The 26,743-nt window shown below is 50.2% G+C and carries 22 protein-coding genes; 16 read left to right on the top strand and 6 right to left on the bottom strand.

Annotated elements, in window-relative coordinates:
• Positions 1-230: 230 nt before the first annotated feature.
• The 3 genes from ADH68_RS09410 (at position 231) to ADH68_RS09400 (ending at position 4,102) form a co-directional block, all read left to right on the top strand.
• Positions 231-1,742 carry a hypothetical protein gene (locus ADH68_RS09410; RefSeq protein WP_068961037.1) on the top strand — a complete coding sequence of 504 codons (1,512 nt, stop codon included), beginning with the start codon at positions 231-233 and terminating at the stop codon, positions 1,740-1,742.
• Positions 1,732-2,205 (top strand): lipocalin-like domain-containing protein, encoded by a 474-nt coding sequence (locus ADH68_RS09405; protein WP_068961038.1) that lies wholly within the window; start codon positions 1,732-1,734, stop codon positions 2,203-2,205. Before ADH68_RS09410 ends, ADH68_RS09405 begins: the two co-directional genes overlap by 11 nt.
• A gap of 172 nt (positions 2,206-2,377) precedes the next feature.
• A complete protein-coding gene (locus ADH68_RS09400; protein WP_068961039.1) occupies positions 2,378-4,102 on the top strand; it encodes a SulP family inorganic anion transporter in 1,725 nt (574 codons plus the stop codon).
• A 92-nt stretch (positions 4,103-4,194) separates the two neighbouring features.
• Here the strand turns inward: ADH68_RS09400 and ADH68_RS09395 are convergent, their stop codons facing one another.
• From ADH68_RS09395 to ADH68_RS09385, 3 genes are all read right to left on the bottom strand, one after another.
• Positions 4,195-4,716, bottom strand: coding sequence for an SPOR domain-containing protein (locus ADH68_RS09395; protein WP_068961040.1), 522 nt, complete (start codon positions 4,714-4,716; stop codon positions 4,195-4,197).
• Positions 4,713-5,222: a metallophosphoesterase family protein gene (locus tag ADH68_RS09390; RefSeq protein ID WP_068961041.1), complete on the bottom strand. Its 510-nt coding sequence runs from the start codon at positions 5,220-5,222 to the stop codon at positions 4,713-4,715. The genes ADH68_RS09395 and ADH68_RS09390 overlap by 4 nt, the downstream gene beginning before the upstream one ends.
• A 70-nt stretch (positions 5,223-5,292) precedes the next feature.
• The gene (locus ADH68_RS09385; protein WP_068961042.1) at positions 5,293-7,986 is read right to left on the bottom strand and encodes an alpha-L-rhamnosidase-related protein; all 2,694 of its coding nucleotides are present in this window, start codon (positions 7,984-7,986) and stop codon (positions 5,293-5,295) included.
• 242 nt (positions 7,987-8,228) lie between these two features.
• Between ADH68_RS09385 and obgE the strand changes: the two genes are divergently transcribed.
• The 3 genes from obgE to ADH68_RS09370 all read left to right on the top strand — a co-directional run bounded on the left by obgE (position 8,229) and on the right by ADH68_RS09370 (position 11,834).
• Complete coding sequence (gene obgE, locus ADH68_RS09380; RefSeq protein WP_068961043.1) at positions 8,229-9,401, top strand: GTPase ObgE; 1,173 nt, start codon at positions 8,229-8,231, stop codon at positions 9,399-9,401.
• 163 nt (positions 9,402-9,564) lie between these two features.
• Positions 9,565-10,410 (top strand): DUF3737 family protein, encoded by an 846-nt coding sequence (locus tag ADH68_RS09375; protein ID WP_068961044.1) that lies wholly within the window; start codon positions 9,565-9,567, stop codon positions 10,408-10,410.
• Positions 10,407-11,834 carry an MATE family efflux transporter gene (locus ADH68_RS09370; protein WP_394364964.1) on the top strand — a complete coding sequence of 476 codons (1,428 nt, stop codon included), beginning with the start codon at positions 10,407-10,409 and terminating at the stop codon, positions 11,832-11,834. The genes ADH68_RS09375 and ADH68_RS09370 overlap by 4 nt, the downstream gene beginning before the upstream one ends.
• Before the next feature lie 171 nt (positions 11,835-12,005).
• On the opposite strand, the gene ADH68_RS09365 is transcribed toward ADH68_RS09370, so the two are convergent.
• Complete coding sequence (locus tag ADH68_RS09365) at positions 12,006-12,779, bottom strand: IS5 family transposase (protein ID WP_068959933.1); 774 nt, start codon at positions 12,777-12,779, stop codon at positions 12,006-12,008.
• Positions 12,780-12,899: 120 nt separating this feature from the next.
• Between ADH68_RS09365 and ADH68_RS09360 the strand changes: the two genes are divergently transcribed.
• The 9 genes from ADH68_RS09360 (at position 12,900) to ADH68_RS09320 (ending at position 21,955) form a co-directional block, all read left to right on the top strand.
• Positions 12,900-14,072 (top strand): MalY/PatB family protein, encoded by a 1,173-nt coding sequence (locus tag ADH68_RS09360; RefSeq protein ID WP_068961045.1) that lies wholly within the window; start codon positions 12,900-12,902, stop codon positions 14,070-14,072.
• A 101-nt stretch (positions 14,073-14,173) separates the two neighbouring features.
• On the top strand, positions 14,174-14,773 hold the full coding sequence (locus ADH68_RS09355; RefSeq protein WP_068961046.1) for a YceD family protein: 600 nt from the start codon (positions 14,174-14,176) through the stop codon (positions 14,771-14,773).
• 27 nt (positions 14,774-14,800) lie between these two features.
• Positions 14,801-14,986 carry a 50S ribosomal protein L32 gene (gene rpmF / locus ADH68_RS09350; RefSeq protein WP_084274050.1) on the top strand — a complete coding sequence of 62 codons (186 nt, stop codon included), beginning with the start codon at positions 14,801-14,803 and terminating at the stop codon, positions 14,984-14,986.
• Between the two features lie 208 nt (positions 14,987-15,194).
• Positions 15,195-16,175, top strand: a complete 981-nt coding sequence (locus ADH68_RS09345) for a beta-ketoacyl-ACP synthase III (protein WP_068961047.1) — start codon at positions 15,195-15,197, stop codon at positions 16,173-16,175.
• Positions 16,176-16,339: 164 nt separating this feature from the next.
• A complete protein-coding gene (gene rpoN / locus ADH68_RS09340; RefSeq protein ID WP_068961048.1) occupies positions 16,340-17,770 on the top strand; it encodes an RNA polymerase factor sigma-54 in 1,431 nt (476 codons plus the stop codon).
• A 64-nt stretch (positions 17,771-17,834) separates the two neighbouring features.
• Positions 17,835-18,437 carry a hypothetical protein gene (locus ADH68_RS09335; RefSeq protein WP_068961049.1) on the top strand — a complete coding sequence of 201 codons (603 nt, stop codon included), beginning with the start codon at positions 17,835-17,837 and terminating at the stop codon, positions 18,435-18,437.
• A 37-nt stretch (positions 18,438-18,474) separates the two neighbouring features.
• Positions 18,475-18,981, top strand: coding sequence for a 5-(carboxyamino)imidazole ribonucleotide mutase (gene purE / locus ADH68_RS09330; protein ID WP_068961050.1), 507 nt, complete (start codon positions 18,475-18,477; stop codon positions 18,979-18,981).
• Between the two features lie 16 nt (positions 18,982-18,997).
• Positions 18,998-20,593: a (E)-4-hydroxy-3-methylbut-2-enyl-diphosphate synthase gene (ispG, locus tag ADH68_RS09325; protein WP_068961051.1), complete on the top strand. Its 1,596-nt coding sequence runs from the start codon at positions 18,998-19,000 to the stop codon at positions 20,591-20,593.
• Positions 20,594-20,731: 138 nt separating this feature from the next.
• Positions 20,732-21,955: an IS4 family transposase gene (locus tag ADH68_RS09320; protein WP_068960910.1), complete on the top strand. Its 1,224-nt coding sequence runs from the start codon at positions 20,732-20,734 to the stop codon at positions 21,953-21,955.
• Positions 21,956-22,084: 129 nt separating this feature from the next.
• Here ADH68_RS09320 and truA read toward each other — a convergent pair whose 3' ends face one another.
• Together truA and speA are read right to left on the bottom strand one after the other, a co-directional pair.
• Positions 22,085-22,825 (bottom strand): tRNA pseudouridine(38-40) synthase TruA, encoded by a 741-nt coding sequence (truA, locus tag ADH68_RS09315; RefSeq protein WP_084274052.1) that lies wholly within the window; start codon positions 22,823-22,825, stop codon positions 22,085-22,087.
• Between the two features lie 20 nt (positions 22,826-22,845).
• Positions 22,846-24,744 (bottom strand): biosynthetic arginine decarboxylase, encoded by a 1,899-nt coding sequence (gene speA / locus ADH68_RS09310; protein ID WP_068961053.1) that lies wholly within the window; start codon positions 24,742-24,744, stop codon positions 22,846-22,848.
• Positions 24,745-25,037: 293 nt separating this feature from the next.
• On the opposite strand from speA, the gene ADH68_RS09305 reads away from it, so the two are divergent.
• The gene (locus ADH68_RS09305; RefSeq protein WP_068961054.1) at positions 25,038-26,720 is read left to right on the top strand and encodes a tetratricopeptide repeat protein; all 1,683 of its coding nucleotides are present in this window, start codon (positions 25,038-25,040) and stop codon (positions 26,718-26,720) included.
• The last annotated feature ends 23 nt before the right edge of the window (positions 26,721-26,743 follow it).

Below are 26,743 nucleotides of genomic sequence, written 5' to 3'. Positions count from 1 at the left end.
TCTTTCCGCAACAATGAAGCGTAAACTTCATGCCGGATTATACTGTTATTAATGTGAGGGATAACAATATCGTTACATCAGGTGGCCCTCAGTGCCCGAATCCGGATTAAGCAAAAACGGCAAGAATCCGTATTTTGATATTCAAAGAATTGACCCATCTGCCGTTGACTCTATATTGTTTATAATTTTACGGTTTGAAAATATCACATAACATAGGTATTTATTGTCTTTTGTCCGGTTTAATCGCCGCCACTCCGGCCCATAAAGCCTTGTCGCAGACTTCTGTCGACTATCGAGGCGAGATATGGCTCAATGCCGGAAGCGGAGATTTTGCGCCTTACGGTATAATGTCGAACCGCTACGGAGTGACAACCCAGCCATCATCGATAATGGTGCGTGGTGCCTTAAAGCATGAATGGAACACAACTGCAAGATGGAGCTGGACAGCCGGTGCCGACATAATAGCGCAGGCATCTTCGGCAACAGACTATGCCCGCTACCAACAATCGTCGAAAAGCTGGATCGAACGTGATCTGCGCCCGTCGGCAGCCCATATACAGCAACTGTTTGCAGGCATAAGATACCGTAGTGTATTTGCTATCGTCGGACTCAAAGAATATCCCTCGGCCATCCTCAACGACTCCCTGTCGAGCGGCGACTTCACACGCGGCATAAACGCGCGTCCGATGCCGGGAGTATCATTCGGATTATGGCGATTTGTCGACATTCCATTTACACGTGGAGCACTACAGATTTCAGGCGAGATATTTTATGGCCGGCCTACTGACAGCGGATGGCTTGAGGACCATTACAACTACTATTCCTCATTCATAAACACCAATTGGTGGTACAATTATAAACGGCTATACTTCCGTACCAAACCGTCGCTTCCGGTAAGCGTAACATTCGGCATGCAGGCTGCATGTCAGCTCGGCTACAACATCCGACACTATTTCGGCGGCAACTTCGGTTATTCATTGGTCGACCATGTAAATCTCTGGGAGACTCTCGAAATGCTTCTGCCAAGCTCCGGCGAAGGATACTGGCGCGGAAACCATCTCGGCTCATGGGATTTAATGACCAGGTGGCAAATGCCGTCCGGACATCAGCTGAAAGCATATTTCCAGTGGCCCTGGGAAGACGGCTCAGGCATCGGACGCCGCAACGGATGGGACGGAATCTGGGGCATAGAATATGTGGCCGCATCCCCGAGAAGCATAATCAGCGGAGCTGTAATCGAATATCTCGACTTCACCAACCAGTCAGGTCCGACACACTGGGCGCCTCATGACCGTCCGGGCACAACAATCACTGACGAAGCCACCGGTTCCGACTCATATTACAACAATGCAAACTACAACGGCTATACATATTTCGGCATGGGACTCGGCACCCCATTTCTTCCCGGTACGATATACAACCGCGACGGATACATGTGCTACGTCGACACCCGTGTCAGAGGTTTCCATATGGCGGCAAAAGGATGGCTTGCATCGAATTTCGACTACAGAGTAATGCTGTCCTACCGACAAGGATGGGGCGATTACTATGCACCGAGAGCCCACAAAGTACATGACTTCTCATGGATGCTCGAAGCAGCATGGCATGTCAGCAATGTTCCCGGACTGAAAGTCTCGGCCATAGCGGCCATGGACCACGGAGATATGATTGGAAACAACATCGGAGGAGCAATATCTCTTACTTACACCGGATCTTTCACTCTCGGCAATCATGGCAAATAAAAAAACTTCAACACATAACCCGGCAATAATCCTGCTTGCAATGATATTGCTTGCGGCAACCGCATGCACACGCAATAACGGCGACATAGGCCCATGGTTCGGAGCGTGGACGATGACCTCAATCAAAGCCGACGGAATTCCGGTCACAGATTATTCTACATCCACCATTACATGGAAATTCCAGTCCACGGTAATAAACATGATTCAGATAAATCCACACCACGAGTACATAAACTCGTTCGGTACATGGCGCCAGATTTCTGACAATCAACTCGAACTGAATTTCAGCCACAGCGACCTAGAACGTCCTTCCGGCACGGACGTATATGCGCCACTACCGGCCACACATCTTCCCGCATCCGTATCATTGCTTGATATAGTGTCATTCTCCTCAAAACGTATTGTTCTTGAATACTCCTCCCCCGCCGATGGCATCGTATATACCTACACACTTGACCGCTGACACTTTCCACGATAAATACCGCCATGTATTACTCACCCGCATGAGCAATGTTAAAATCATAAAAATACACTTAAAATAATAAAACATTTCATTACCTTTGCACTCTCATTCCGCGGCGAATAGAGATATTCGTCACACAACCAACCAATTATCACTTATTTATTGTGCAAAGATGAATCTATCAGGTACAATTGACTTCCGACCGAAGTTACTATCCACACTATCCAATTATTCTCTTTCACGCTTCAAGGACGACCTTATTGCAGGCATCGTGGTAGGCATCGTAGCCCTGCCGCTCGCCATAGCATTCGGTATAGCAAGCGGTGTAAGCCCTACAATCGGCCTAATCACTGCCATTATCGGAGGCTTCCTTGTATCGGCTTGCGGAGGCAACTCCGTGCAGATTGGAGGCCCTACTGGAGCTTTCATCGTGATTGTATACTCAATCATTCAGAACTACGGACTGCAAGGGCTGGCAATAGCCACTCTCATGGCCGGAATGATATTGATTCTCCTCGGGCTTTTCCATCTTGGCACGGTCATCAAGTTTATACCCTATCCTATCGTGGTAGGCTTTACAAGCGGTATCGCATTGACGATATTCTCTACTCAGATTAACGATTTCTTCGGACTCGGACTGACAGACGTACCTTCCGAATTTCTATCTAAATGGGGTGTATACCTGGCCAACTTCGGAAATATCGATCCCGTGACATTGGGTGTAGGACTCGCTTCTCTGGCAGTTATCATCATAACTCCTAAAATATCGCGAAAACTGCCGGGCTCACTCATAGCAATCGTGCTGATTACCGCTGTGGTATATATCCTAAGCAATGCAGTCCCGGGCATACATGTAGAGACTATAGGCGACCGTTTCGGAGCTCTATCGACCGACATCCCCACACCGGAAGGTTTCGATCTCTCGATGAACACCATCAACCTCCTCCTCCCCTCTGCCTTCACAATCGCCATATTGTGCGCTATCGAATCGCTGCTGTCGGCCACTGTTGCCGACGGTGTGACAGGTTCGCGTACAAACTCAAACACCGAGCTTATCGGACAAGGCATAGCCAATATCGTGGTACCGTTCTTCGGAGGTATACCGGTGACAGGTGCAATCGCCCGCACAATGACCAACATCACAAACGGAGGCCGCACACCGGTAGCGGGAATCGTGCACACTCTCGTGCTGCTGCTCATATTCCTTTTCCTGATGCCTCTGATTAACCTTGTGCCGATGTCATGTCTTGCCGCCGTGCTTATTGTAGTATCATACAACATGAGCGGCTGGCGCACTGTAGTCGGCATATTCAAAGCGCCCAAAAGCGACATATCGGTACTGGTAGTCACATTCCTCCTTACTGTGATATTCGATCTCACCATCGCCATCGAAATCGGACTGCTTCTGGCCATAATCCTATTCCTGCGCCGAGTCATGGAAAACACGCAGATACGTGTCTACTCCGAGCAACTTGATGTAGCCGAAGGCACCGAGGCCACAGCCCATGAAGTGCTCGACGTAGCACCGGGTGTGGAAGTATATGAAATCGACGGTCCATTCTTCTTCGGTGTCGCTACAAAATTCGACGAAATGATGCGCACCTCGATGGGCAATGTACCGGCAGTACGTATCATACGCATGCGCCGTGTGCCTTTTATCGACGCAACCGGTGTGCACAATCTCGAATTGCTGATTCGCTCCTCGCAGAAAGTAGGCATACATATCGTGTTGTCAGGTGTCAACGACCAAGTACGTCAGACCCTCATCAAGAGCCATATCGACGACCTCGTAGGCCACGACCACATCTGCGACCACATAACCAAAGCCGTAGCCATGGCCAACCGCATTGCCGAGTCGCGCAGGGCATCTCTCAACCGCTCTGTAGCAAACGCCTGATTTTTCCATAGTCCTTATACACACCATGCGCCGCATTATCAGAATGGCTGATAATGCGGCGCATGGTGTGTACAGTAGCCGGCTGACTACATCTATTCCGCCAATGGATAACGCTGCGGACGCAAAAGCAACGGATAAGGCGTCTTTGAAAATACACGTTTGTCGGCCTTGACAATCTCATATGCGGCCCCCGCCTCTTCTGCCGAATCGGTAGTTACGGCAATCACATAATATAACGGCTCGGCAGTTTCTACCAGCGTAGCCGTATTGTAGCCGTAACCACGAAGACGCTCCATAAGCGAGCGAGCGTTAAACACCTGCTTAAACTGAGCCACAGCAATATTGTAAGACTTTATATCTGCCGGGAGCGACACCCCTTTCACACACTTAACAGCCACAGTAACTGTAGGCACTGTGTCACGCCCGATTACCGTATGCGAATTCACAGACTCCTTGCGTATCTTTTCATATATGGTACCCTCGATACCCGAATCCGTCTCAGTCTTTTCCTTTACAGCTTCGTAAGCAGCCTTATAATTGGCTTCATTTGTCTTGCACGACACAAATGGCACAGCCACGATTGCCGCGGTTGCCAGCATATGATATATTTTCATCTTTGTGTATAATTTTTTGAAAGTTCTATTACCTCCAGGTCGCGAGGAGCACCATGGTCAAGAGTAAATCGCACAAGAGTGCGCACCTGCTGCCAGCCATGCACCCCGGCCGCACCCGGGTTGATATGCAGCAATTCCAGTTCATGATCATACTTTACACGCAGAATATGGCTGTGTCCGCTAATCATGAGGCGCGTACCATTTTCCCTTAAGAGTTGCTTGATTCCTGTCGAATACTTGCCGGGATATCCACCTATATGAGTCATCAGTACACGCACTCCCTCCACCTCAAAAGCCATCATTTCCGGACATTTGCGGCGCACCTCGCCATGGTCTATATTACCGGCCACAGCCCTTACTGTAGGAGCCACCTCAAGAAGACGCCGGATTATAGACATGTCGCCGACATCACCGGCATGCCATATCTCGTCGCAATCCTTAAAATGCAGGGCATACCTGTCATCCCAGTAGCTGTGGGTATCTGAAAGAAGTCCTATACGTTTCATAATAGCAAGTAGCGCTAATTCATCATACGCAATAATGAGTAACTGATATTAGTACGTACAACGGCCTCGATTATTGCACACGGATTACTCGCGCATAACGTATAAGCGCTCGGTTGACCTCTCCATTCATATTATCCATATCCAGACGAAGAGACATGTCATTCCTCCCCTTGCGGAGTTTCACACGCAACATATTCGACAATCCGGTCGACATCCACTCGCCACTGCCGCGCTGAGGCATCACTATAGCTCCCGCCTCCGCATCATTGACATACAGGATACGCAACGCGCAGCGGTTGTCGGTATTTACAGGGCCCGAACCGTTGGCATAGAGGAAATCTACAAAATAATCGCCACTGTCGTCGACTGTTACAGAAAAATCCATACGTCTGTTACGTTTCTTTGAAGTTTCAACAAACTGTGAGGCCCTCTTTCTGTCAGCGATAAGCTCAGTTCCGGCGACTCCCATACGGGAAGCCGGCACTGTGATAAGAGCACCATCAGGGATATACTCATAAGGCTTGCAGGTATATCCCACATAATGTTCCTGACTTACCGGCACCACGTCCATCAGAGTATAGCTGTCCTGCGGCACAAACGCTATTGAAGATGTTGATATCTCCTGCAGCATGTTGGAATTCATATACTCCTCATATTCTACTCCTTCAGTATAGTTTTTTATCTCACCCTGCAGGCCGTTCCAGTTGATTTCCGGAGTCAAAGGCATCCATGCCTGTGGCTGATTGTTTACCGACTGTTTCTCTACAGTGTTGCCGGCCATCTCTATCACAATCTCGACATCACCTTCCGTATCGGCCGGAAGCATAAAATCCGATGATTCCTTGCCGTTGATTGTAAACGATTTCACCTGATTGCCGGTACCGTTGACCTGAATGGTGAGCGTAGCATCGCGGTATTTCAGTCCGGTGAGAGTTTTTGGCCCGGTAAGAGACGACGGGACAAACGGACTGAAGTACATGCCGTCGGTCTTAAGTTCTATGCCCATTATCACTCTCATTATCATACCCGCCATACCGGTACAACTCCACAATTGTGCGTCGGAGTTGACGGCTGCACCGCTGTAATCACCGTTCGACGCCACAAAAAGCTCTTTATGACTGCCAAACAATGCCGCAGCCCTGCACATCGAGGCAAACCCTTTTTCAAACGCCGCCATGTTGCCGGCTTTTTTTGCGGCCAGATTCCAGTAAGCCTGCACGAAAGGCCATACGGCGTCATTATGGTAAGGTTTAATATCCGGCAACTGCGGATATACCGAGGATATGCCGTAAGGGGTATAAGGGGTCTTGCTAATGATTGAGCGGGCCATATCGTCGTTGGCCACTCCGAAAAGTATCGCCAATGCCTGTCCGAGGTTGTCGGTAGCCTGCGACTGTATAGGATATACCCCTCCATAGAGATATTCCGAATAATATCCGAGATTGGGAATCCACAGATTATTATTTATCGCATTGGATATCTCGCTGTCAATGCCGTTCCATAGCGGAGCCACATCATCGTCCGGAAGAGCCTCAATCATAGCGTCACGCACCCTGAAAGCCTCGACAAACATCACATTCGTCCCCAGACACATCGACTCATAGATATCCTTGGGCTGCATCCAGCGCGGATAAGTCTGCTCGCGCCAGTCGAGATACGACTGTTCGCCGCGCATCATCTTGAAATCCGGATTCCACACCACTCTCATATCGGCATTAAGGGTATTCTCTATAGCCTTGAGTGATTCTTTTAGAATTTCATTATCGCCGGTTGCCTTGTATACCTCCCAGGCGGCCATAGCCCATACCACACGGTCGGAACTCACAGGCCAGGAGCCGCCCGTGCCGGTGTCCTGCACGATAACCTTGCCGTCGGGCGTGTCTTTCAACTTCGACTTCAGCGACTTCCATGTGCCATAAGGGTCAATCAAAGCAAGCGACAGATATGCCGAATAGCTTATATCGCGGGTCCATACTCCATCCCACTCCTTACCGGCGCGGTATGTGCCGTCCGAGCGCTTGTTTGAGGCAATCTCATGCATGGCCATATTATTGAGAGCGTTGACAAGCGTCTGGTTCGAGGAATATGTCGGAAACTTCACGTCAAGCGAATCAATATGCCAGTGTCCGGAATCTGCGCGACGGGCACTGTCCGGATTCAAAGTCAGCGTCACCTCATATATGCCGTTACCCTTGTCCTTCAACTGCTGTGCCGGGCGTGCATGAAGGTTTTCGAAATCCCATGTAAGAGGCGGTATGTCTCCTGCCACCCATACACCCTTGAAATCGTCCTTGTATATAGTGTCGTTGGTAGGTGTCACATAATATCCATACCTCTTGAAGCTGTCGAACACAGGGTTCATATTCACTTTAAGAGTCCATCTGGTATCATGCGCCAGATGTGCATTTTTAGCCTTCAGAGAATCCACTTCATGGAGCGCCTCGCCGAAAGTAAACACGGTATCGGCGCCTACCTCTACCGTATGCGACACACCACCGGGCAACTCATTGTCGCGACTGTTGATTGATAGACGGAAATGCAATAGTTTTGATATCGTGCCCTCCTCCGTACTCTTATAGTCAGTAACTATCTCATACGGGCTCACAGCATAAGCCTTATATCCATCCTGGCACACACTGTCGGTATATACCGAAAACTCATCCGACTGATAGATGACATTGCCCTGAGGTGTCGACCCCCCACAAGAGGCAAGTGTCGCACCGACAATGCCCGATATGGAAATTATAGCATAAATTGACTTCATCTGAGGCTAAATTATATGCTAATTTAATGATTTTATGTCGATAAAGTTCAGTCAGCATAATTAAATCAGGATTTTTGGTTAATTTTGTACCGTATTAGCCGTAAAACTCATGCGCCTCATCCCCGGCATCCTGAATTACATCGTTCATGAATTCCGGGAAATTTACGGTTTAGTGACGCCCTCGCCAATGAACTTTGGGCCGGGCTTACTCCTTATAACTAAAATTATAAAGTATATCTGTCATGGCTGAGTCCAATTTCATAGATTACGTAAAGATTCTTTGCCGTTCAGGCAAAGGAGGTGCGGGATCGCGCCATTTCTATCGTGCGAAATACATCCCTAAAGGAGGTCCTGATGGCGGTGACGGCGGAAGAGGCGGCCACATCATACTCCGTGGCAACAAAAACATGTGGACCCTGCTACCGCTTAAATACCAGCGCCATGTATTCGCAGGCAACGGCAGTTCGGGCACCGGCAACCGCAGTTCGGGCAAAGACGGTGAGGACAAGACTATCGAAGTACCCTGCGGCACAGTGGTATTCGACGCGGAAACGGGAGAATTTCTGTGCGAGGTAACCAACGACGGCGAGGAGATAAAGCTCCTCAAAGGTGGTCGTGGCGGCCTGGGCAACTGGCATTTCAAAAGCGCCACAAACCAGACTCCACGCTACGCGCAGCCAGGAGAGCCAGCTATCGAGAAAACCATAATCATGGAGCTTAAGCTGCTTGCAGATGTCGGTCTGGTAGGATTCCCCAATGCCGGCAAGTCAACCCTGTTGTCGGCGATATCTGCAGCCAGACCAAAGATTGCCGACTACCCGTTCACTACCATGGAGCCTCAGCTGGGTATTGTGAGCTACCGCGACAACAGATCATTCGTGATGGCCGACATACCGGGTATTATCGAAGGGGCAAGCGAAGGGAAAGGACTCGGACTCCGATTCCTGCGTCATATCGAACGCAACGCCGTACTGCTCTTCATGGTGCCTGCCGATGCCGACAACATCCGCGAGCAATATGAGATTCTGCTTCGTGAACTCGAACAGTTCAACCCCGACCTCGTCGACAAACCCAGAGTACTCGCCATCAGCAAGTCCGACCTTCTTGATGATGAGCTCATAGCAGAGATGGAGCGCGAACTACCCGACGACCTTCCGCATGTATTCATATCTGCCGTATCCGGTATGGGAATAAACACACTGAAAGACATGCTCTGGAGCGCCATAAACGATGAAAGCAACCGTATCGAAAACGCTACAATCACCCATCGGCCGCTCGACGGACATCATCGCGTACGCGAAGAAGATGAATTCATATTCCAGCTCCCCGAGGATGAGACCGCTCCCGAACTCGAAGATGACGACGAAGAGTTTGACTGGGACGAAACCGCCTGGGAATATGGCGATGACAAGTAATACCCGCATCTGACCTTCACCATCAGAGATTGCATCTCTGCAAACATATCGGCTGTATGGAATACGTTCTGACTCGATTCCATACAGCCGTCGGTTGTAAAGCAACATACCGACAACCAATCTATTATCACACACCGGCCATGCGCCTTAATGAATTATTGGAATGGAAATTATAAGCAACAGTGAATTCGGTGGCGAACGTCCGCTTTTCGCCTCCCGACATCTGCATCTCATCAATGTCACCATCCACCCCGGAGAGTCGGCCTTGAAGGAATGCTCCGATATCATAGCCGAAGAATGCCGTTTTGAAGGCAAATATCCCTTCTGGCATGTTGATGGATTTATCATAAGAAAATGCCTCTTCACACCGGGGGCACGCGCCGCCTTATGGTACTCCTCCGGACTTGAAATGACCGACACCCGTGTCGAGGCGCCAAAGATGTTTCGCGAAATGCATCGTCTGAATCTCACGCGTGTCGTGATACCCGACGCACAAGAGACATTGTGGCACTGTTCAGATGTCAGAATGCGCGAGGTGGAGGTCCACGGAGCCGACTACCTGTTCATGCACTCATCCGACATCGACATTGAAAGCTACCGACATCAGGGCAATTATTCGTTTCAGTACTGCCGTAATGTCGAGATACGTAATGCCGCAATAGACTCCAAGGATGCCTTTTGGAATACGGAAGATGTCACCGTGCGCGATTCGACCCTCAGAGGCGAATATCTGGGCTGGCACTCCAGGCGTCTGAGACTGGTCAATTGCCACATATCCGGCACACAGCCGTTATGCTACGCCCACGACCTCGTTCTTGAGAACTGCACGTTCGACACCGATGCCGATCTCGCTTTTGAGGGCTCGACCCTGAAGGCCGATATCCGAGGCTGTGTGACAAGCATCAAGAATCCGACTTTTGGCCATATCATCGCCGACAATATAGGCGAGCTAATCATTGATGAAAATATCCACAGTCCGGCCGACTGTAAGATAGAAATACGCAAGTGAGCACGGGGAGCAAAAATACCGAACAGCTGCTCGCACTGATACGCAACGGGCATCCGATGGACTTTCGCACACAGCTGAGGCTCACGGCCCTGCTCAGTCTTCCGGCTATCGTGGCACAGCTGTCGTCGATAGCCATGCAGTACATCGATGCGTCGATGGTTGGCTCGCTCGGGGCTAACGCATCAGCGTCTATCGGCCTGGTATCGACCACTACATGGCTCTTCTGGGGCGTACTTAGCGCCGCAGGTACCGGATTCTCCGTACAGGTAGCCCACCTCATCGGCAGCGGCGACTTTGAGAAAGCTCGCAAAGTCGTACGGCAGGCATTCGCATCACTTCTGATATTCAGCACCGCGATAGCGCTGTTGGGCGTAGCTATAAGTCCTTTTCTACCGGTATGGCTTGGAGCCGAGGAGATAATCCATCGCGATGCCTCACGCTACTTCCTTATCTTCGCCTCGTTCCTACCCGCATTGCAGATAAGTTTCCTTGCAGGTTCAATGCTGCGGTGTGCCGGAAACATGAAGATACCGAGCATGCTCAACGTGATGATGTGCCTTATCGATGTCGTACTCAACTTCATTCTTATTTTCCCTGAGCGCGACATCGCTTTAGGCCCGTGGCACATACACATATGGGGCGCAGGCATGGGAGTCGAGGGTGCGGCTCTCGCCACAGTACTTGCCGAGACTATTGTGGCCGCTATAATGCTATGGTACCTATGGTGCCGTTCGCCGATACTCGGACTGTGGAAACGTCCCGGCAGTTTTATGCCACAAGCCTCCACTCTGCGCAAGGCCTTGAAGATAGGGATGCCCATGGGGCTCGAACACATAGCCATATGCAGTGCCCAGATAATCATAACCACCATAGTAGCGCCACTCGGAGTTGTTGCAATAGCGGCCAATGCATTCGCAATAATAGCAGAGAGTCTGTGCTACATGCCTGGCTATGGCATAGGCGAGGCTGCAACAACTCTCGCCGGACAAGCCTATGGTGCCGGAAGACACAAGTTGGTAAGACGCTTCGGCTACATTACAGTCGGGGCAGCCATGGCCGTAATGGGACTTATGGGTGTGGCACTTTACCTATTCGCGCCTCAGATTATCAGTGTCATGTCGCCCGTAGAGGAAATCTGGATTCTCGGAGCAGAAATCCTGCGCATCGAGGCCTGGGCCGAGCCTATGTTCGGGGCCGCGATAGTAAGCTACGGATTTTTCGTAGGACTCGGCCGCACCGTCCTGCCAAGCATAATGAATCTACTGAGCATATGGGGCGTACGACTCACTCTCGCCACACTTCTGGCACCGGCCATGGGACTGAAAGGCGTATGGCTCGCCATGTGTATCGAGCTCTGTTTCCGTGGCCTCATATTCCTTGAGCTACTGGCATTCGGGCGATGGCGCAAAGAGACAGATACTTAGAGATTGTCTAAAATTCATATTACTTTGCTTTTGAGAGTCTTGTCCGCGTCTTTTTGTTTATTCTTCGGTCATGTAGCTACGGCTACACTCCCTCATCACAAGCAAAAATCCATCAGACAATCCTTCTCAAAATCGGTATCATATAAATTTAGACAATCTCTAAGAGATTGTCTAAATTTTATTGATTAAAAATTTTATGGCAGCGAAATCAATCATTTCTTCCGCTGATTCATTCAGTATCTCATAGTTCCGGGCGAGTCTGCGGCAAGAGTCAAGCCATGCGAAAGTCCTCTCAACCACCCATCTGAGCGGCTTTGGCAGGAATCCCTTAACTCCATTGGGGGTATTGGATACCTCAAGCTCGATGCCGAAGTCTTTTTCAATGTCTTTGTCCACGTCTCCCCGATACCCTCGGTCGGACAATACCTTGCGCAGGTCTTCCCATACATCATCCGCCAGTCCGCATAGATCATGAGCCATTTTTGAATCGTGAATACCAGCGTTACAGACTTTCCTCGCAAGGATGAAGCCATTGCGGTCGGTGATGATATTCCTTTTGACACCCTTGACTTTTTTGTTGCCGTCATATCCGTTATCTCCCTGTCTGCTACCCCATCTGACACTTTGGGCATCCATCGCGCCAACACTCGGACTTGATGCCTGGCCGCGTTTGCGACGTATCTTTCTGACGAGTTTCTCAAGGAAATGCTCGACACGACCCTCTTGTCTCCATTTATGGTAGTAATAATAGACACTTTTCCACGCGGGATAGTCGTGAGGCAACCTTCGCCATTGACAACCGCTGGCCAATAGGTAGAGGATAGCTTCAAAAACTGATTGTAGTGAATATTTTCTCTTGCGTCTATCATTTTCAAGGAATTCTTTGTTTATATAAGACCACTGACCCTCGGTCAGATGTGTCTGATAGAGATTGATTTCGTGCATAATATTAGCCTTTTCTCTTTCAACACTCTGATTGAGGGTTTGTTATGCCTAATAACATTATTTCGCACTAATTTTTAGACAATCTCTTAGAGTTTGTTTAATACAAAAAACAATCATGTGATGAAATACAACTTTGACAAAATAACCGAGCGCCGCAACAGCGGCTCTTACAAATGGGATACTCCGGAGCGCGACAACCTGCTTCCTATGTGGGTGGCCGATATGGACTTCCCAACAGCCCCTGCCGTAATCGACGCTCTGCGCAAACGCGTCGAGCATGGAGTATTCGGCTACACACACGTGCCGGAAGAATATTACCGGTCAGTTATCGACTGGTTCCACAATCGCCACAGTTGGGAAAGCGACCGCTCATGGTTTATCTATACTTCAGGAGTCGTACCCGCGATATCAGCAATCATAAAGGCGCTCACCGAACCCGGCGACAAAGTAATCATACAGACCCCGGTCTACAATTGCTTCTTCTCCTCAATACGCAACAACGGATGCATCCCCGCGCACAATCCTCTTATATACACCGGCGACAGGTATGAGATTGACTTTGACGGGCTTGAGGCAGCGGCATCCGACCCTAAAGCCAAGATAATGTTGCTCTGCAATCCTCACAACCCCGGAGGCAGAGTATGGACATCCGGTGAACTGACACGCATTGCCGAAATATGTCTGCGCAACAATGTGTATATAGTGTCAGACGAAATACACTGCGAGCTGACATACACCGACAGTGGATATACCCCTTACGGTACTCTGCCTGAACCATTCCGCAGCAATGCCTCCGTATGCATCTCCCCCTCCAAGGCCTTCAACATCGCCGGGCTTCAGATTGCCAATATTATCACACCCGCCCCCGCTGTAAGGCGGCGCATCGACAGGGCGATAAATATCAATGAAGTATGCGATGTAAATCCATTCGGTATAGCTGCCACAATCGCCGCATACAGCTACGGCAGCAACTGGCTCGGACAGCTCGTGGAGTACCTTCATGGCAACTATACGGAAATATGCGATTTCATTGCCAAAGAAATGCCATCACTGAAGGTAATGCCTCTGGAGTCAACCTATCTTGCATGGATTGACATACGCGACACAGGCATGACATCGGAAGCATTCACCGACATGCTGCTTCGACACACCGGCCTGATGGTGAATCCCGGCACAATGTATGGCCCTCATGGAGAAGGATTCATTAGACTCAACTTCGCATGTCCCCGAAGTATGGTTATCGATGCCATGCACCGGCTTAAAACAGCTATCGACATGCATTTTAATGCCTGACACCCCGATACCCGGTCCATAAGCCGCATTTTTTTTGCAAAAAGTTGATTTTTTTGCGGATAATAAGTAACTTTGCAGCGGTTTTTTCAATAAAATTTCTTGTGGGAAAGTTTTCAGCATACAAGCTCCCTCTAAAGACACTGCCTCATGGCAGTCATGCCTTCGACTACAAGTTGCAGAAGCAGTTTTTCGTCGATATGGAAAGCGCCGACATCCGCGATGCCGACCTTGACGTACATGTTGATGTAAACTACAAAGGCGACTTGTATGAAATCACTCTTACCGTCAAAGGTGAGATTACGCTCATCTGCGACCGCTGTCTCGACGACCTTCAATGGCCCGTCGATACCACTTTTCACATCTTTGTAAAATACGGCCCTGATTACAACGACGATTCCGACGAGCTTCTGGAAATACCGGAAAGCGACGCCGAGCTCAACATCGCCTACATGATTTACGACACCGTAGCTCTTACAATACCCATCAAGCACGTGCATCCGCTCGGAAAATGCAACCGCGCTATGAGTTCGCTGCTGAAAAAGCACCGCGCTCCCGGACATATCGAGTCGGACGGCGACGATGACGAAATGATGGACGAGATGATTGAGGAAGTGGAGACAGAGCAGATGCAGCCTGACACTGCCGATGACGACGACGTACCTACCGATCCAAGATGGGACGAATTAAAGAAACTAAAGTGACAATAAATTAAAAACTCATAAAACGAAATGGCACATCCTAAACGAAAGCAATCCAAGACCCGCACCGCAAAGCGCCGCACACATGACAAGGCCGTAGAACCCACGCTGGCAATCTGCCCTCATTGCGGATCATGGCACATCTACCACACTGTATGCCCCGCTTGCGGATACTACCGTGGTAAAATCGCCATCGAAAAGCCGGCTGCAGTATAAATCAGTGCTATGGCATAGTAGAGCCGTAACAACGTGCTTGCATATACCATGCCCGACCCGTCTGCGAGTCAAAAAAGAAATATACACATATCCCCGGGTATGAAAAAGATGCCCGGGGCGATATGTGTATTATCCGGCTTGTAGGCGGCAACAGCTCACAGCAACTGTGCCACACCCAACTTTGCAGAACATAAATCAATCATTCCAAATGCTTTACCCAAGAATCGCGGGCGTTGCGTCATATGTGCCCGATGACATCCTCGACAACGAGATGCTGTCGAAAATGGTTGACACTTCCGACGAGTGGATTACAACCCGCGTAGGAATCAAGGAACGCCGAATCCTCAAAAAAGATGCCGGCTCCTCATACCTCGGCATAAATGCTGTAAACAAGCTCCTGGAATCTACTTCAACATCTCCCGAAGAGGTCGACCTTCTTATCTGCGCCACTTCCAATCCTGACTACCGTTTCCCCTCTACAGGTTCGATAATAGCCCATGGATGCGGCTTAAGCAACGCTTATGCCTACGACATCCAGGCTGCCTGCGCAGGCTTTCTCGTCGCCCTTCAGGACGCAGCCGCCTATGTGCGTTCAGGAATGTACAAGAAAGTAGTGGTAGTAGCCGCAGAGAAGATGTCGTCGATGGTCAATTATGCCGACCGCACTACATGCACACTCTTCGGCGACGGCGCCGCATGCATGCTTATAGAGCCAACCGAAGAAAAAACAGGCATTATCGACGGCGTATTCCATGTTGACGGAGAAGGACTGCCTCATCTGGTAATGAAAGGCGGAGGTTCAGCACATCCAGCCACACAGCAGACCCTCGACGAAGGATGGCACTATCTCTATCAGGAAGGACGTGCGGTATACAAACATGCAGTAACCGACATGCTCAACTCCTCAATGGAGGTTGCCGAACGCAACAATATCAATGTTGCCGATGTCGACTGGTTCATACCCCACCAGGCCAACATGCGCATCATCGAGGCTGTAGCCGAACGTGCCGGCCTCGGCCACGACAAGGTGCTTGTAAACATCGAGCACTATGGCAACACATCAGCCGCTTCAATCCCCCTGTGTATCGACGAATACAAGGACAAACTGAAAAAAGGCGACAAGATTATCCTTACCGCATTCGGTGCCGGATTCACATGGGGTGCGCTATACGTTATCTGGGATCTCTGATTCAGACACGCAAGCATCTACTAAAATACTCACACGAACACCGTATCGGCATCTGACCGATACGGTGTTCGTGCTTCATGCATACTCCATACACTGCGGCAGTATGTTTGCAAAATAACCCGTTATATGTTATCTTTGTAATCAGTTTCAACAGATACCCGGGTATGAAAGAGTCACTGAATATCTCATTGCAGCAGAAAATGCAACAACGGCTGTCGCCCATGCAGGTGCGCTACGGGCGTCTGCTGGAAATGAACGGTCCGGAATTTGAGGATGAGATACAACGTGTGCTTGACGACAATCCCGCCCTCGACGTTGACGATACGATAGCCGACACAAGTGCCGAGGAATTCAAAGAAACCGCCGAAGACATACAACTGGCCGATTACCGGGATGATGACATACCTTCATACCGACTTGAAGCGCCGGGGCGCTCCGACAGCGAACGCACATACGAACCCCTCGCCGCCGACTCGGCCCAATCACTCTTCGACACACTTGGCGCACAGCTTTCAGAACACAGCCTTACCGACACACAACGGTCGATAGCCCTGTATGTGATAGGAAATCTTGATGACAACGGATATCTCACCCGCGACGCCGCGAGTATGGCTTACGACATCGAAGCCCATACGGGACTTACCGTCACCACTGCCGAAGTGCAAAGGATGATTGCGCTTGTGCGCACGATGGATCCTCCTGGTGTCGGAGCCGTCGACCTGCGCGATTGTCTGCTCATACAGCTTCGCCGCCGCCCGTCTACTCCTAACACAAGACTTGCCATTGAGATTGTCGACCATTATTTCGACCTCTTCTCGCTCAAGCACTACGACCGTCTGGCGACAAGCCTCGGAGTAGACCAGACAACACTGCGCGACGCAATGCATGTAATCCGCTCTCTTAATCCCAAACCGGGAGGTGACATTGACTCAGACATAGCCGATGAACGCACACGCCATATCATACCGGATTTCCAGGTAGAGACCGACGGACAAACCCTGACTCTCACCCTGCTCAACAACATACCGGAACTCGTAATCGAGGAAAGTTTCCGCGACGATGCCACTGCGGCCGCCACCTCGGTAGTAGCACGTCACAATCAGGAAGCCGCAGTATTCATAAAGCAGAAACGCGACGAAGCACGCGACTTCATACGCCTGGTAAGCATGCGACAGGAGACTCTATTCAACGTGATGAGCGCAATCGTAAAGATACAGCGCGACTTCTTTACCGGAGGCGAGAATGAAAGCCTCATACACCCGATGATATTGAAAGATATCAGCGCCATGACAGGATACGACTTATCGGTGATATCGCGTGCGACAGCCGGGAAATATGTGGCTACTCCACGAGGCGTGTATCCGCTAAAGCTATTCTTCAACGAACGTCCGACCGACGATACCGACACCTCTACCCATGCTATCCTTGCCGCTCTGCGCGACACAATAGAGAATGAGGACAAGAAACATCCGCTAAGCGACGAAGCCCTTACAGCATCCCTCGCCGGGAAAGGATATGAAATCGCACGCCGTACAGTAGCGAAATACCGCGAGCGCCTTGGATACCCTGTAGCACGCATGCGACGCGAAATCTAAACATAACACTACGGCCAATGTTAATATTACAGAACATATTCCGTCTACCTCGACCAATTGCCACATGAACCGAATTGCACATATATTATCGTGGGTGCTAAGCCCGATACTTATTCCTACATATGCCGTGTTTGCCGCCCTGTGGATTACACCGCTGGCCATGCTTCCTGCCGATATCAGATGGAATGTAGTGATTGTAACGGCACTCGTCACATGCGTATTGCCGGCATTTGCCATAATGCTCCTATATTGGATGAAAATCATATCGGATCCAGGACTGAACAACCGCACCGAACGCCTTGCACCATATGTGCTGACGATATTATGCTACTGCGCATGCGCATGGTATCTCTACTCAATTCATTCTCCCCACTGGATGTGGATGTTCATGGTAGCAGGGGCATGCACGGCTGTAGTATCGTGCATCATCAACACATGGTGGAAAATCTCGGCGCATGCCGCAGCAATGGCCGGATTCACAGCCATGCTTTTCCGCATTGCCGCCGACCACATCGCCATAGTGCCCATATGGCCATACATTGCTGCATCGATTTTTCTCTGTGGAGCACTCTGTACATCCAGAATGCTGCTTGACCGTCACACATTCTGGCAAGTCACTGCAGGCTCGGCCAACGGCTTCCTGATGGTCTACCTCCTCACAATGTAACATCACGCAACATAATAAACCCAATATCACATACATCATGACCCCGATAGTAAGTATCATCATGGGGAGCACTTCCGACCTCCCCGTAATGGGTAAAGCAGCCCAGCTTCTCGACGATTTTGAGATACCGTTTGAAATCAACGCATTGTCGGCCCATCGCACCCCGGCTCAAGTAGAGGAATTCGCATCTGGAGCCGCCGCCCGCGGCATCAAGGTGATAATCGCCGCCGCCGGAATGGCCGCCGCCCTCCCGGGCGTAATCGCCGCAAACACTACACTTCCGGTCATAGGTGTGCCTATCGCATCTACCCTGGGAGGAATGGACGCACTTCTGGCCATCGTACAGATGCCTCCGGGCATACCGGTAGCCACTGTCACCATCAACGGTGGCCTCAATGCCGCGTTACTCGCCGTAGAGATGCTCGCCATTGGCGACAAACGTATAGCCGACCGCCTGAGCGAATACAAACAGTCGCTCTCCGGTAAAATCGTAAAAGCCAACGCCGAGCTTGCCGAAGTAAAGTATAAGTTCAAGACAAACTGAGCAAAAGGCAATCATAATGTCGAAATACAGTTATAAACGCAGACTGAGCCGCCAGGTGCCTATAGGCAATGTCAGTATCGGCGGCAGAATGCCTATAGCGCTACAGTCGATGACCAACACATCGACCAACGACCTCTCCGCATCCGTGGAGCAATGTATCAGAATTGCCGAGGCCGGAGGCGACATCGTGCGCCTTACAGCCCAGGGTATCCGAGAGGCAGCCAATATCGGAGAGATACGTCAGGAGCTGCGCAAGCGCGGATATGACATTCCGCTGGTAGCCGATGTCCATTTCAATCCGAAGGCAGCATTTGCCTCGGCGGAAGCCGGCGTAGACAAAGTCCGCATCAATCCGGGCAATTTTGTAGATCCGGGACGCACATTCATCAAGCTGGAATATAACGATGAAGAGTATGCCGGCGAACTACGTAAAATCGAGGAGGCTTTTGTGCCGTTTATCGACACTTGCCGTCGCCACAATACGGCTATCCGCATCGGTGTGAACCATGGAAGCCTCAGCGACCGCATAATGAGCCGCTATGGCGACACTCCCGCAGGCATGGTGGAAAGCGCCATGGAATTTCTGCGCGTAGCCGTACGCCACGACTTCTTCAACATTGTGATTTCAATAAAGGCCAGCAACGTCGTCATAATGGTCGAGACTGTGCGCAGACTTGTTGCTGCGATGGAGGCGGAAGGCATGGACTTCCCGATTCATCTCGGCGTCACCGAAGCCGGCGACGGAGAGGATGGCCGCATAAAGAGCGCCGTCGGCATTGGCACACTTCTTTCCGAAGGCATTGGCGATACAATCCGCGTGTCTCTCAGCGAAGCCCCAGAAAACGAAATACCTGTGGCAAAGGCCCTCGTCGACTACATCGCCGGATTCAGCGAGACTAACGGCGACAGCGGGTTTAAGTCCACCTCCGACTTCTCGCCCAAACGGCGTATATCAGAAACGGCAGGCAACATCGGAGGGAGTAATCCTGTCGTTGTAATATCGCCTCTTGAGGTTGCCTCGGTGCCCGAAGGCGTGACCTTGGTGACCGGCAGCGGAAAAAATCCGGCAGCCGATATCCTCGACAAAGTGTCCCGCATGGATAATGAAGGGAAAAATGTCCCCGTAGTGGCATGTATCGCCTACGACAACCTGCCAAAGGATGAAGTGAAACTTCGGGCCGCGACCGACTTCGGCCGACTGCTCCTCAGCGGACTACAGGATGCCATCATGATTCAAAGCAATTCGATGACCGACGACGAACTGTATTCCCTCGCACTCAACATACTTCAGGCTACCCGTCTGCGCTTCAGCCATACGGAATACATCGCTTGCCCCGGATGTGGCCGCACTCTTTTCGACCTGCAAAGCACCTTGAAAGCGGTGCGCGAGGCCACCGGCCATCTCAAAAACCTGAAAATAGGGGTTATGGGGTGTATTGTCAACGGCCCCGGAGAGATGGCCGATGCCGACTACGGTTATGTAGGTGCGGCTGCGGGCCACGTCAGTCTGTACCGAGGTAAAGAGTGCATTCGCAAAAACATTCCTCAGAGCGAAGCCATCGAGGCTCTGGTGTCCTTTCTTAAGGAAGAAGGGGTATGGCAGGAGCCTTGACCGACACATAGAATCCATACCTATATATTACTGTCCGCTAAACTTTTTTTGAGCGATTGAAAAATTAGGGCTGACACCTATTGCAGGAGTCAGCCCTAAATGGTTATTTTGGTGTCGCCAAACAATCCATGAATAACCATGAGTAAAAGTAGTAATTTCTTCGGACAGCCGATATATGGACAGCTGATAAAATCACTCAATCGTGAAAAAATTGTTGAATTCAGCCGAAAACACGGCGGAGAGAAGTATGTAAAGAGCTTTGACGGCTATACGCATCTGCTTACGATGCTCTATGCCGTGATCCAGCGCTTCGACTCATTGCGTGAGATAGAGACATCTATGACAGCGGAGGTTCGCAAACTGCACCATGTCGGAATTGATACTGTACCAAAGCGCAGCACCCTGTCGGATGCAAATGCCCGACGGTCAGAGAAGTTCTTTGAGGATGTCTATCGCGACCTGTATGCAGCCAACAAAGACATTCTTTCATCGGACAGCAGACGCAACGGCACGGAAGAGTGGATAAAGCAGCTTAGGATTATCGATTCCACTACAATCACATTGTTCTCCAACGCCATTTTCAAGGGTGTTGGCCGACATCCCAAAACCGGAAAGAAGAAGGGAGGTATCAAGGTACACTCGGTAATACATGCCAACGAGGGCGTCCCCTGCGACGTGCAGTTCACTTCGGCGGCGACCAATGACTCTTTCATGCTTGCTCCGAGCCATTACAGCCACAACGAGATAGTCGCTCTTGACCGCGCCTATATCAATTATGCCAAATTCGAGGAACTGACGGACCGTGGCGTTGTATATGTCACCAAAATGAAGAAGAACCTAAGTTATGAGGTACTTGTAGACTGTATGCATCAGAACCCGCAGGGACTGATGGAATACCGTGAACAGGTCGTGGTGTTCCGTAAAGACGGCATAAACCACATCGCCAGAATAATTACATACGTTGACATCAAGAAGAACGGGAAGCCAAAACTCATATCGCTTCTGACCAACGACTTCGACATGCCGCCAGAGACAATCGTGGCGATATACCGCCGCCGATGGCAGATAGAGTCTCTTTTCAAGCAGATCAAACAGAACTTCCCCTTGAGATACTTCTATGGCGAGAGCGCCAACGCCATCAAAATCCAGATATGGGTTACACTCATCGCAAATCTGCTGCTGTCAGTACTTCAAAGCAAACTCGAAAGACGTTGGAGCTTCTCCGGGCTGGCTACAATCGTCAGAATTGTGCTGATGTATTACCTGAATCTCGAAAAGTTCCTCAATCAGCCCGATGCAGACCTGAAAATCATGCTCGCCGAAGCATCGGAATCGCCTCCCGAAGTTCCTGAAAACTGCTGAGGGGGCTTGTCAAATACAAAAAGTAAGCCCAACTTCTGCCGTTCAGGAAGTTGGACTCGCCTTTTTATGGTTTAGCGGACAGTAATAATACCTATAGCATTACGGCGCCGGAATTCCGGCGCCGTAATGCTATAGGTATGGATATCTTATATCGTGTAGAAACAGAGGATGTGGAGGCATCGAGGTGCCGGCGGCACAGCGGTCGCGGGAGTCTATAACCTTGCGAAATCCGTCGACGGTCAACTTGCCTCGCCCTACGTCGACCAATGTCCCGACAACCGCACGAACCATATTCCGGAGGAAACGGTCGGCAGTAATGACAAATGTATGTCGTGAGGAATCGCCCGCCACGGTTTCAATCCACTCGGCGCGGGTGACACGGCATATATTTGTCTTTGCGTCGGAATGCAGTTTTGCAAATGATGTGAAGTCATCGACCTCAAGAAGCATGGATGCCGCCCTGTTCATTGCATCGAAATCAAGCCCGGCGACAGGTTCCTGCCATGCAAGAGCATAGAGAAACGGTGAGCGTCCGCTGTATGTATAATAATGATACGTACGCGATACAGCGTCGAAGCGCGCGTGCGCGTCGTCATGTACAGGTATTATGTCGTAGACTGCGATATCGGGACCAAGCATCGAGCACAGCGCACGCACCATTCCTGCACGGTCGGCAATCTCGCGGCAGGTGTCGAAATGCGCCATCATCATTGAGGCATTTACTCCGGTATCCGTGCGTCCGGCCCCTACAACAGGCGTAGGCTCGCGCAGTAATGCAGACAACGCTTTCTCTACCGACTCCTGCACACTGACAGCATTTGGTTGTATCTGCCATCCGTGGTATGGAGCGCCACGGTAGGCAAGTTTCATAAAGTAGCGCACGCCGTCGGTCAGTCTTTTTCGAGATATGTATATCCATACAGTCCCGAACGGTATTTGCTCAGGAACTCACGACCCTCTTCGGGAGAAATCTTGCCGTTTTTCATCGATGATGTAACCCATGTCTCAACATTCCTCACAAGGCGTTTCGGATTATATTGCACATAGTCAAGCACCTCGTCTACTGTCTCGCCATAGATAATCTGGTCGATTTCATAGCGATCTTTGTAGACACTTATATGCACGGCATTGGTATCTCCGAAGAGATTGTGCATGTCGCCGAGAATCTCCTGATAGGCTCCGACAAGGAATACACCGATATAATATGGTTCCTTTTCGCGGAGAGGATGCACGGGCAATGAGTTAGAGTTGCCGTGTGAAGAGATGAAGTTGGCAATCTTCCCGTCGGAATCACATGTGATATCCTGAAGAGTAGCCGTGCGGGTAGGCTTTTCGTCGAGACGGGATATCGGCATTATCGGAAACACCTGGTCGATAGCCCATGAGTCGGGAAGAGACTGAAACAGGGAGAAATTGCAAAAATACTTGTCGGGGAGCATTTTTGATATCTTGCGCAACTCTTCAGGAGCATGCTTAAGCGTACTTGCGATATCGCCTACTTCTCGTGCGATAGACCAAAAGAGTTTTTCAACCTGCGCCCGCGAACGAAGGTCAAGCATTCCGAGGCTGAACAGGTCGAGCGCCTCCTCCCTTATCTGAAGAGAATCGTGCCAGCTTTCGAACATACGCGGCTGATTGAGCTTGTCATATATATCGTAGAGCTCTCTTACAAGTTCGTGGTCATCGGGTCCGGCCTCCTCGCGATCATCCCATGCCGGTAGAGACGTTGCAGCCAAAGCCTCAAATATAAGCACCGAATGATGGGCGGTAAGCGAACGGCCGCTCTCGGTAATGATATTGGGTTGCTTCAGACCATTTTTCACACACGCATCCACAAGCGCCGACACAGAGTCGTTGGCATACTCCTGGATTGAATAGTTCATCGAACTCTCACTTGACGACGAGCGAGTGCCGTCATAGTCCACACCCAGACCTCCTCCGATATCAATAAAGTCGATATTGTAGCCAAGACGTGAAAGCTGTACATAGAACTGTGTAGCCTCACGCAAAGCATTCTTTATACGGCGAATCTTGGTAATCTGGCTTCCGATATGGAAATGTATCAGCTTAAGGCACTCCTTCATCTTGTGACGTTCAAGAAAATCGAGTGCGGTGAGGAGTTCCGACGAGTTGAGCCCGAATTTAGACTGATCGCCGCCTGATTCCTCCCATTTTCCGGAACCGGAACTGGACAGTTTGATTCGCATGCCTACGTTCGGCGATATGCCAAGACGCTTCGACACCTCGGCGATAGCCTGCAACTCATTGAGTTTCTCTACCACCAGATATATGTTGCGACCCATCTTCTGTGCAAGCAGCGCAAGCTCGATATACTCGTTGTCCTTATATCCGTTGCATATGATAAGGGCATTTTCGGCTATATTGGTAGCAAGCACAGCATGAAGCTCAGGCTTGGAGCCTGCCTCAAGACCGATATTGAATTTCTTACCATGACTCACAATCTCCTCAACTACCTGCCGCATCTGATTTACCTTGATGGGATAGATAATGAAATTTTTGGCCTCGTAGCCATACTCATCCGCAGCCAGGCGGAAGCATCGTGAGATTTTCTCGACACGGTTGTCGAGAATGTCGGGAAAACGCAAAAGCACAGGCGCGGCCACATCCCTTACCTGTAGCTCGTCAAGCACATCCTTAATATCCACCGCCGCACAACCCTCGCGAGGCGTTACGGCCACGTGACCTTTCTCGTTGATGGAGAAATACTTCATACCCCATCCGGTGATATTATACAGCTCCGCGCTGTCCTCGATACGCCATTTTCTCATTGGCAGAAAACGTATATTTAATTAATAATTATTTAACACACAAAGTTAATACATTTTTTCCATACAACATTCTGAGGTATATTCAAAATTTAGCGGAGTCGTCTTATTCTACCTAAATTAATATATTTAACATTTTATTGCAATTTTATCCACCCTAAAATGCTGTATTGATAGGAAAAAAAAGTAATTTTGTGTTGTCGAATGTCAAAGTGGAGCCAGGTCGCGACAGACCCGTCTTCCTTGGCGCGGCAAGCCATCTGCTCAACACTAATTACCAATACATTTATCACATCATGAACAGCAAAGTATGCTATTCAATCATCCTCGCCGGCACCGTGATGCTTACCGGTTGCGGCAAGAAGATGAATCAGTTCAAGTCCGACTACTTCTCGGTAAATCCCAATCCTCTTGAAGTAGTAGGTGACAAAGTTCCCGCAACTGTTACCGGCAATATTCCGGCCAAGTTCTTCCAGAAGAACGCCGAGGTGACCGTAACTCCTTACCTTGAATTCAACGGAATGGAAGTAGCTTCCGCTCCCTACACTTTCCAGGGCGAGAAAGTACGCGGTAACAACCCGGTAATCAATTACAACAACGGAGGCTCTGTCACTATTCCCGTACAGTATGTATACAACCCCGAGATGAACCGCAGCGATCTTACTCTTGCGTTCACCGTGCGTCAGGGCAACAAGCAGTATGCACTTCCCCGCGTGAAAGTGGCCGAAGGCGTTGTGGCTACCGCAGCCATCGCCGATGCCGGCACTGTGACACCCGCCATCGCAAACGACAAGTTCCAGCGCATCATCAACGAAAAATACGACGCCGACATCAAGTTCCTCATCAACCAGGCCAACCTGCGCAAGGGTGAACTCGGCTCCAAGTCTATGCTTGACCTCCACAAAGAACTCGTGGAAGCCAACGACGACAGCCGCCGCGAAATCAAGGAAATCAACATCAAGTCGACTGCATCTCCCGACGGTGGTGTAAAACTCAACACCAAACTCGCTGAAAACCGCGAGAAGAACACTCTCGCATACATGCAGAAGAGCCTCAAGAAGGACAATATCACCGAATTCGGCGAACTTACCGCCAACTTCACTCCTCAGGACTGGGAAGGCTTCCAGAAGCTCGTTGCCGCCAGCAACATCCAGGACAAAGACCTTATCCTCAGCGTACTCTCCATGTACAAGGATCCCGAACAGCGCGAGAAGGAAATCCGCAACCTCAGCTCGGTATTTGACCAGCTCGCCGAGACTATCCTTCCCCAGCTCCGCTACTCACGCATCACTGCCTCTATCGATGTTATCGGCAAGAGCGACGAGGAAATCATGAACATCTTCCTCTCCAACCCCAAGGCTCTCACTGTCGACGAGCTCCTCTATGCCGCCACACTCACCGACGACAACAACAAGCGCCTCCAGATTTACGACAAGGCTGTAGAGCTCTACCCCAACGACTACCGCACATACAACAACCTCGGTATGTGCCAGTATATCGACAAGGACTACGAGGCTGCAGCCGCCAACTTCGCACAGGCCGCCAAACTTGCTCCCAACGCACCCGAATCGCAGATGAACCTCGGTCTGGTATCTCTTCTCAACCAGAACTACAAGGACGCATCCTCTAAATTCGGCAATGCAGCCGGCGTAGATGCCCTTGGCGATGCTCTCGGAGTATATTACCTCAAGCAGGGCGACTACAACTCGGCAGTACGCGCTTTCGGCGACAGCAAGACCAACAATGCCGCTCTTGCCCAGATTCTCAACAAGGACTACAGCAAGGCAAAGAATACACTCGCCGGCGTAAAGAATCCCGATGCTACAACATTCTACCTTACTGCTGTACTCGGTGCCCGCACTAACAACAACAACATGGTGTACAACAACCTGCGTCAGGCTGTAAAACTCGACAACAACATGCTCAAGCGTGCTCAGAACGACCTCGAGTTTGCCAACTTCAACCTCAGCGCACTCTGATAATATTATATCATAGTCAAAAA

Origin of the sequence: Muribaculum intestinale (genome assembly GCF_002201515.1) — a bacterium.
Classification (GTDB): domain Bacteria; phylum Bacteroidota; class Bacteroidia; order Bacteroidales; family Muribaculaceae; genus Muribaculum; species Muribaculum intestinale.
The sequence above is the reverse complement of the archived record's forward strand: the minus strand, read 5'-3'. Positions and strand labels throughout refer to the sequence as shown.

Excerpts from the sequence above, each read along its gene's own strand:
- purE (WP_068961050.1), top strand. The coding sequence starts at position 18,475 with ATGACCCCGATAGTAAGTATCATCATGGGGAGCACTTCCGACCTCCCC.
- speA (WP_068961053.1), bottom strand. The coding sequence starts at position 24,744 with ATGAGAAAATGGCGTATCGAGGACAGCGCGGAGCTGTATAATATCACC.
- ADH68_RS09335 (WP_068961049.1), top strand. The coding sequence starts at position 17,835 with ATGAACCGAATTGCACATATATTATCGTGGGTGCTAAGCCCGATACTT.
- ADH68_RS09375 (WP_068961044.1), top strand. The coding sequence starts at position 9,565 with ATGGAAATTATAAGCAACAGTGAATTCGGTGGCGAACGTCCGCTTTTC.
- ADH68_RS09365 (WP_068959933.1), bottom strand. The coding sequence starts at position 12,779 with ATGCACGAAATCAATCTCTATCAGACACATCTGACCGAGGGTCAGTGG.
- rpoN (WP_068961048.1), top strand. The coding sequence starts at position 16,340 with ATGAAAGAGTCACTGAATATCTCATTGCAGCAGAAAATGCAACAACGG.
- ADH68_RS09400 (WP_068961039.1), top strand. The coding sequence starts at position 2,378 with ATGAATCTATCAGGTACAATTGACTTCCGACCGAAGTTACTATCCACA.
- ADH68_RS09405 (WP_068961038.1), top strand. The coding sequence starts at position 1,732 with ATGGCAAATAAAAAAACTTCAACACATAACCCGGCAATAATCCTGCTT.
- ADH68_RS09390 (WP_068961041.1), bottom strand. The coding sequence starts at position 5,222 with ATGAAACGTATAGGACTTCTTTCAGATACCCACAGCTACTGGGATGAC.
- ADH68_RS09305 (WP_068961054.1), top strand. The coding sequence starts at position 25,038 with ATGAACAGCAAAGTATGCTATTCAATCATCCTCGCCGGCACCGTGATG.
- ADH68_RS09395 (WP_068961040.1), bottom strand. The coding sequence starts at position 4,716 with ATGAAAATATATCATATGCTGGCAACCGCGGCAATCGTGGCTGTGCCA.
- truA (WP_084274052.1), bottom strand. The coding sequence starts at position 22,825 with ATGAAACTTGCCTACCGTGGCGCTCCATACCACGGATGGCAGATACAA.
- rpmF (WP_084274050.1), top strand. The coding sequence starts at position 14,801 with ATGGCACATCCTAAACGAAAGCAATCCAAGACCCGCACCGCAAAGCGC.
- ADH68_RS09345 (WP_068961047.1), top strand. The coding sequence starts at position 15,195 with ATGCTTTACCCAAGAATCGCGGGCGTTGCGTCATATGTGCCCGATGAC.
- obgE (WP_068961043.1), top strand. The coding sequence starts at position 8,229 with ATGGCTGAGTCCAATTTCATAGATTACGTAAAGATTCTTTGCCGTTCA.
- ADH68_RS09320 (WP_068960910.1), top strand. The coding sequence starts at position 20,732 with ATGAGTAAAAGTAGTAATTTCTTCGGACAGCCGATATATGGACAGCTG.
- ispG (WP_068961051.1), top strand. The coding sequence starts at position 18,998 with ATGTCGAAATACAGTTATAAACGCAGACTGAGCCGCCAGGTGCCTATA.
- ADH68_RS09385 (WP_068961042.1), bottom strand. The coding sequence starts at position 7,986 with ATGAAGTCAATTTATGCTATAATTTCCATATCGGGCATTGTCGGTGCG.
- ADH68_RS09360 (WP_068961045.1), top strand. The coding sequence starts at position 12,900 with ATGAAATACAACTTTGACAAAATAACCGAGCGCCGCAACAGCGGCTCT.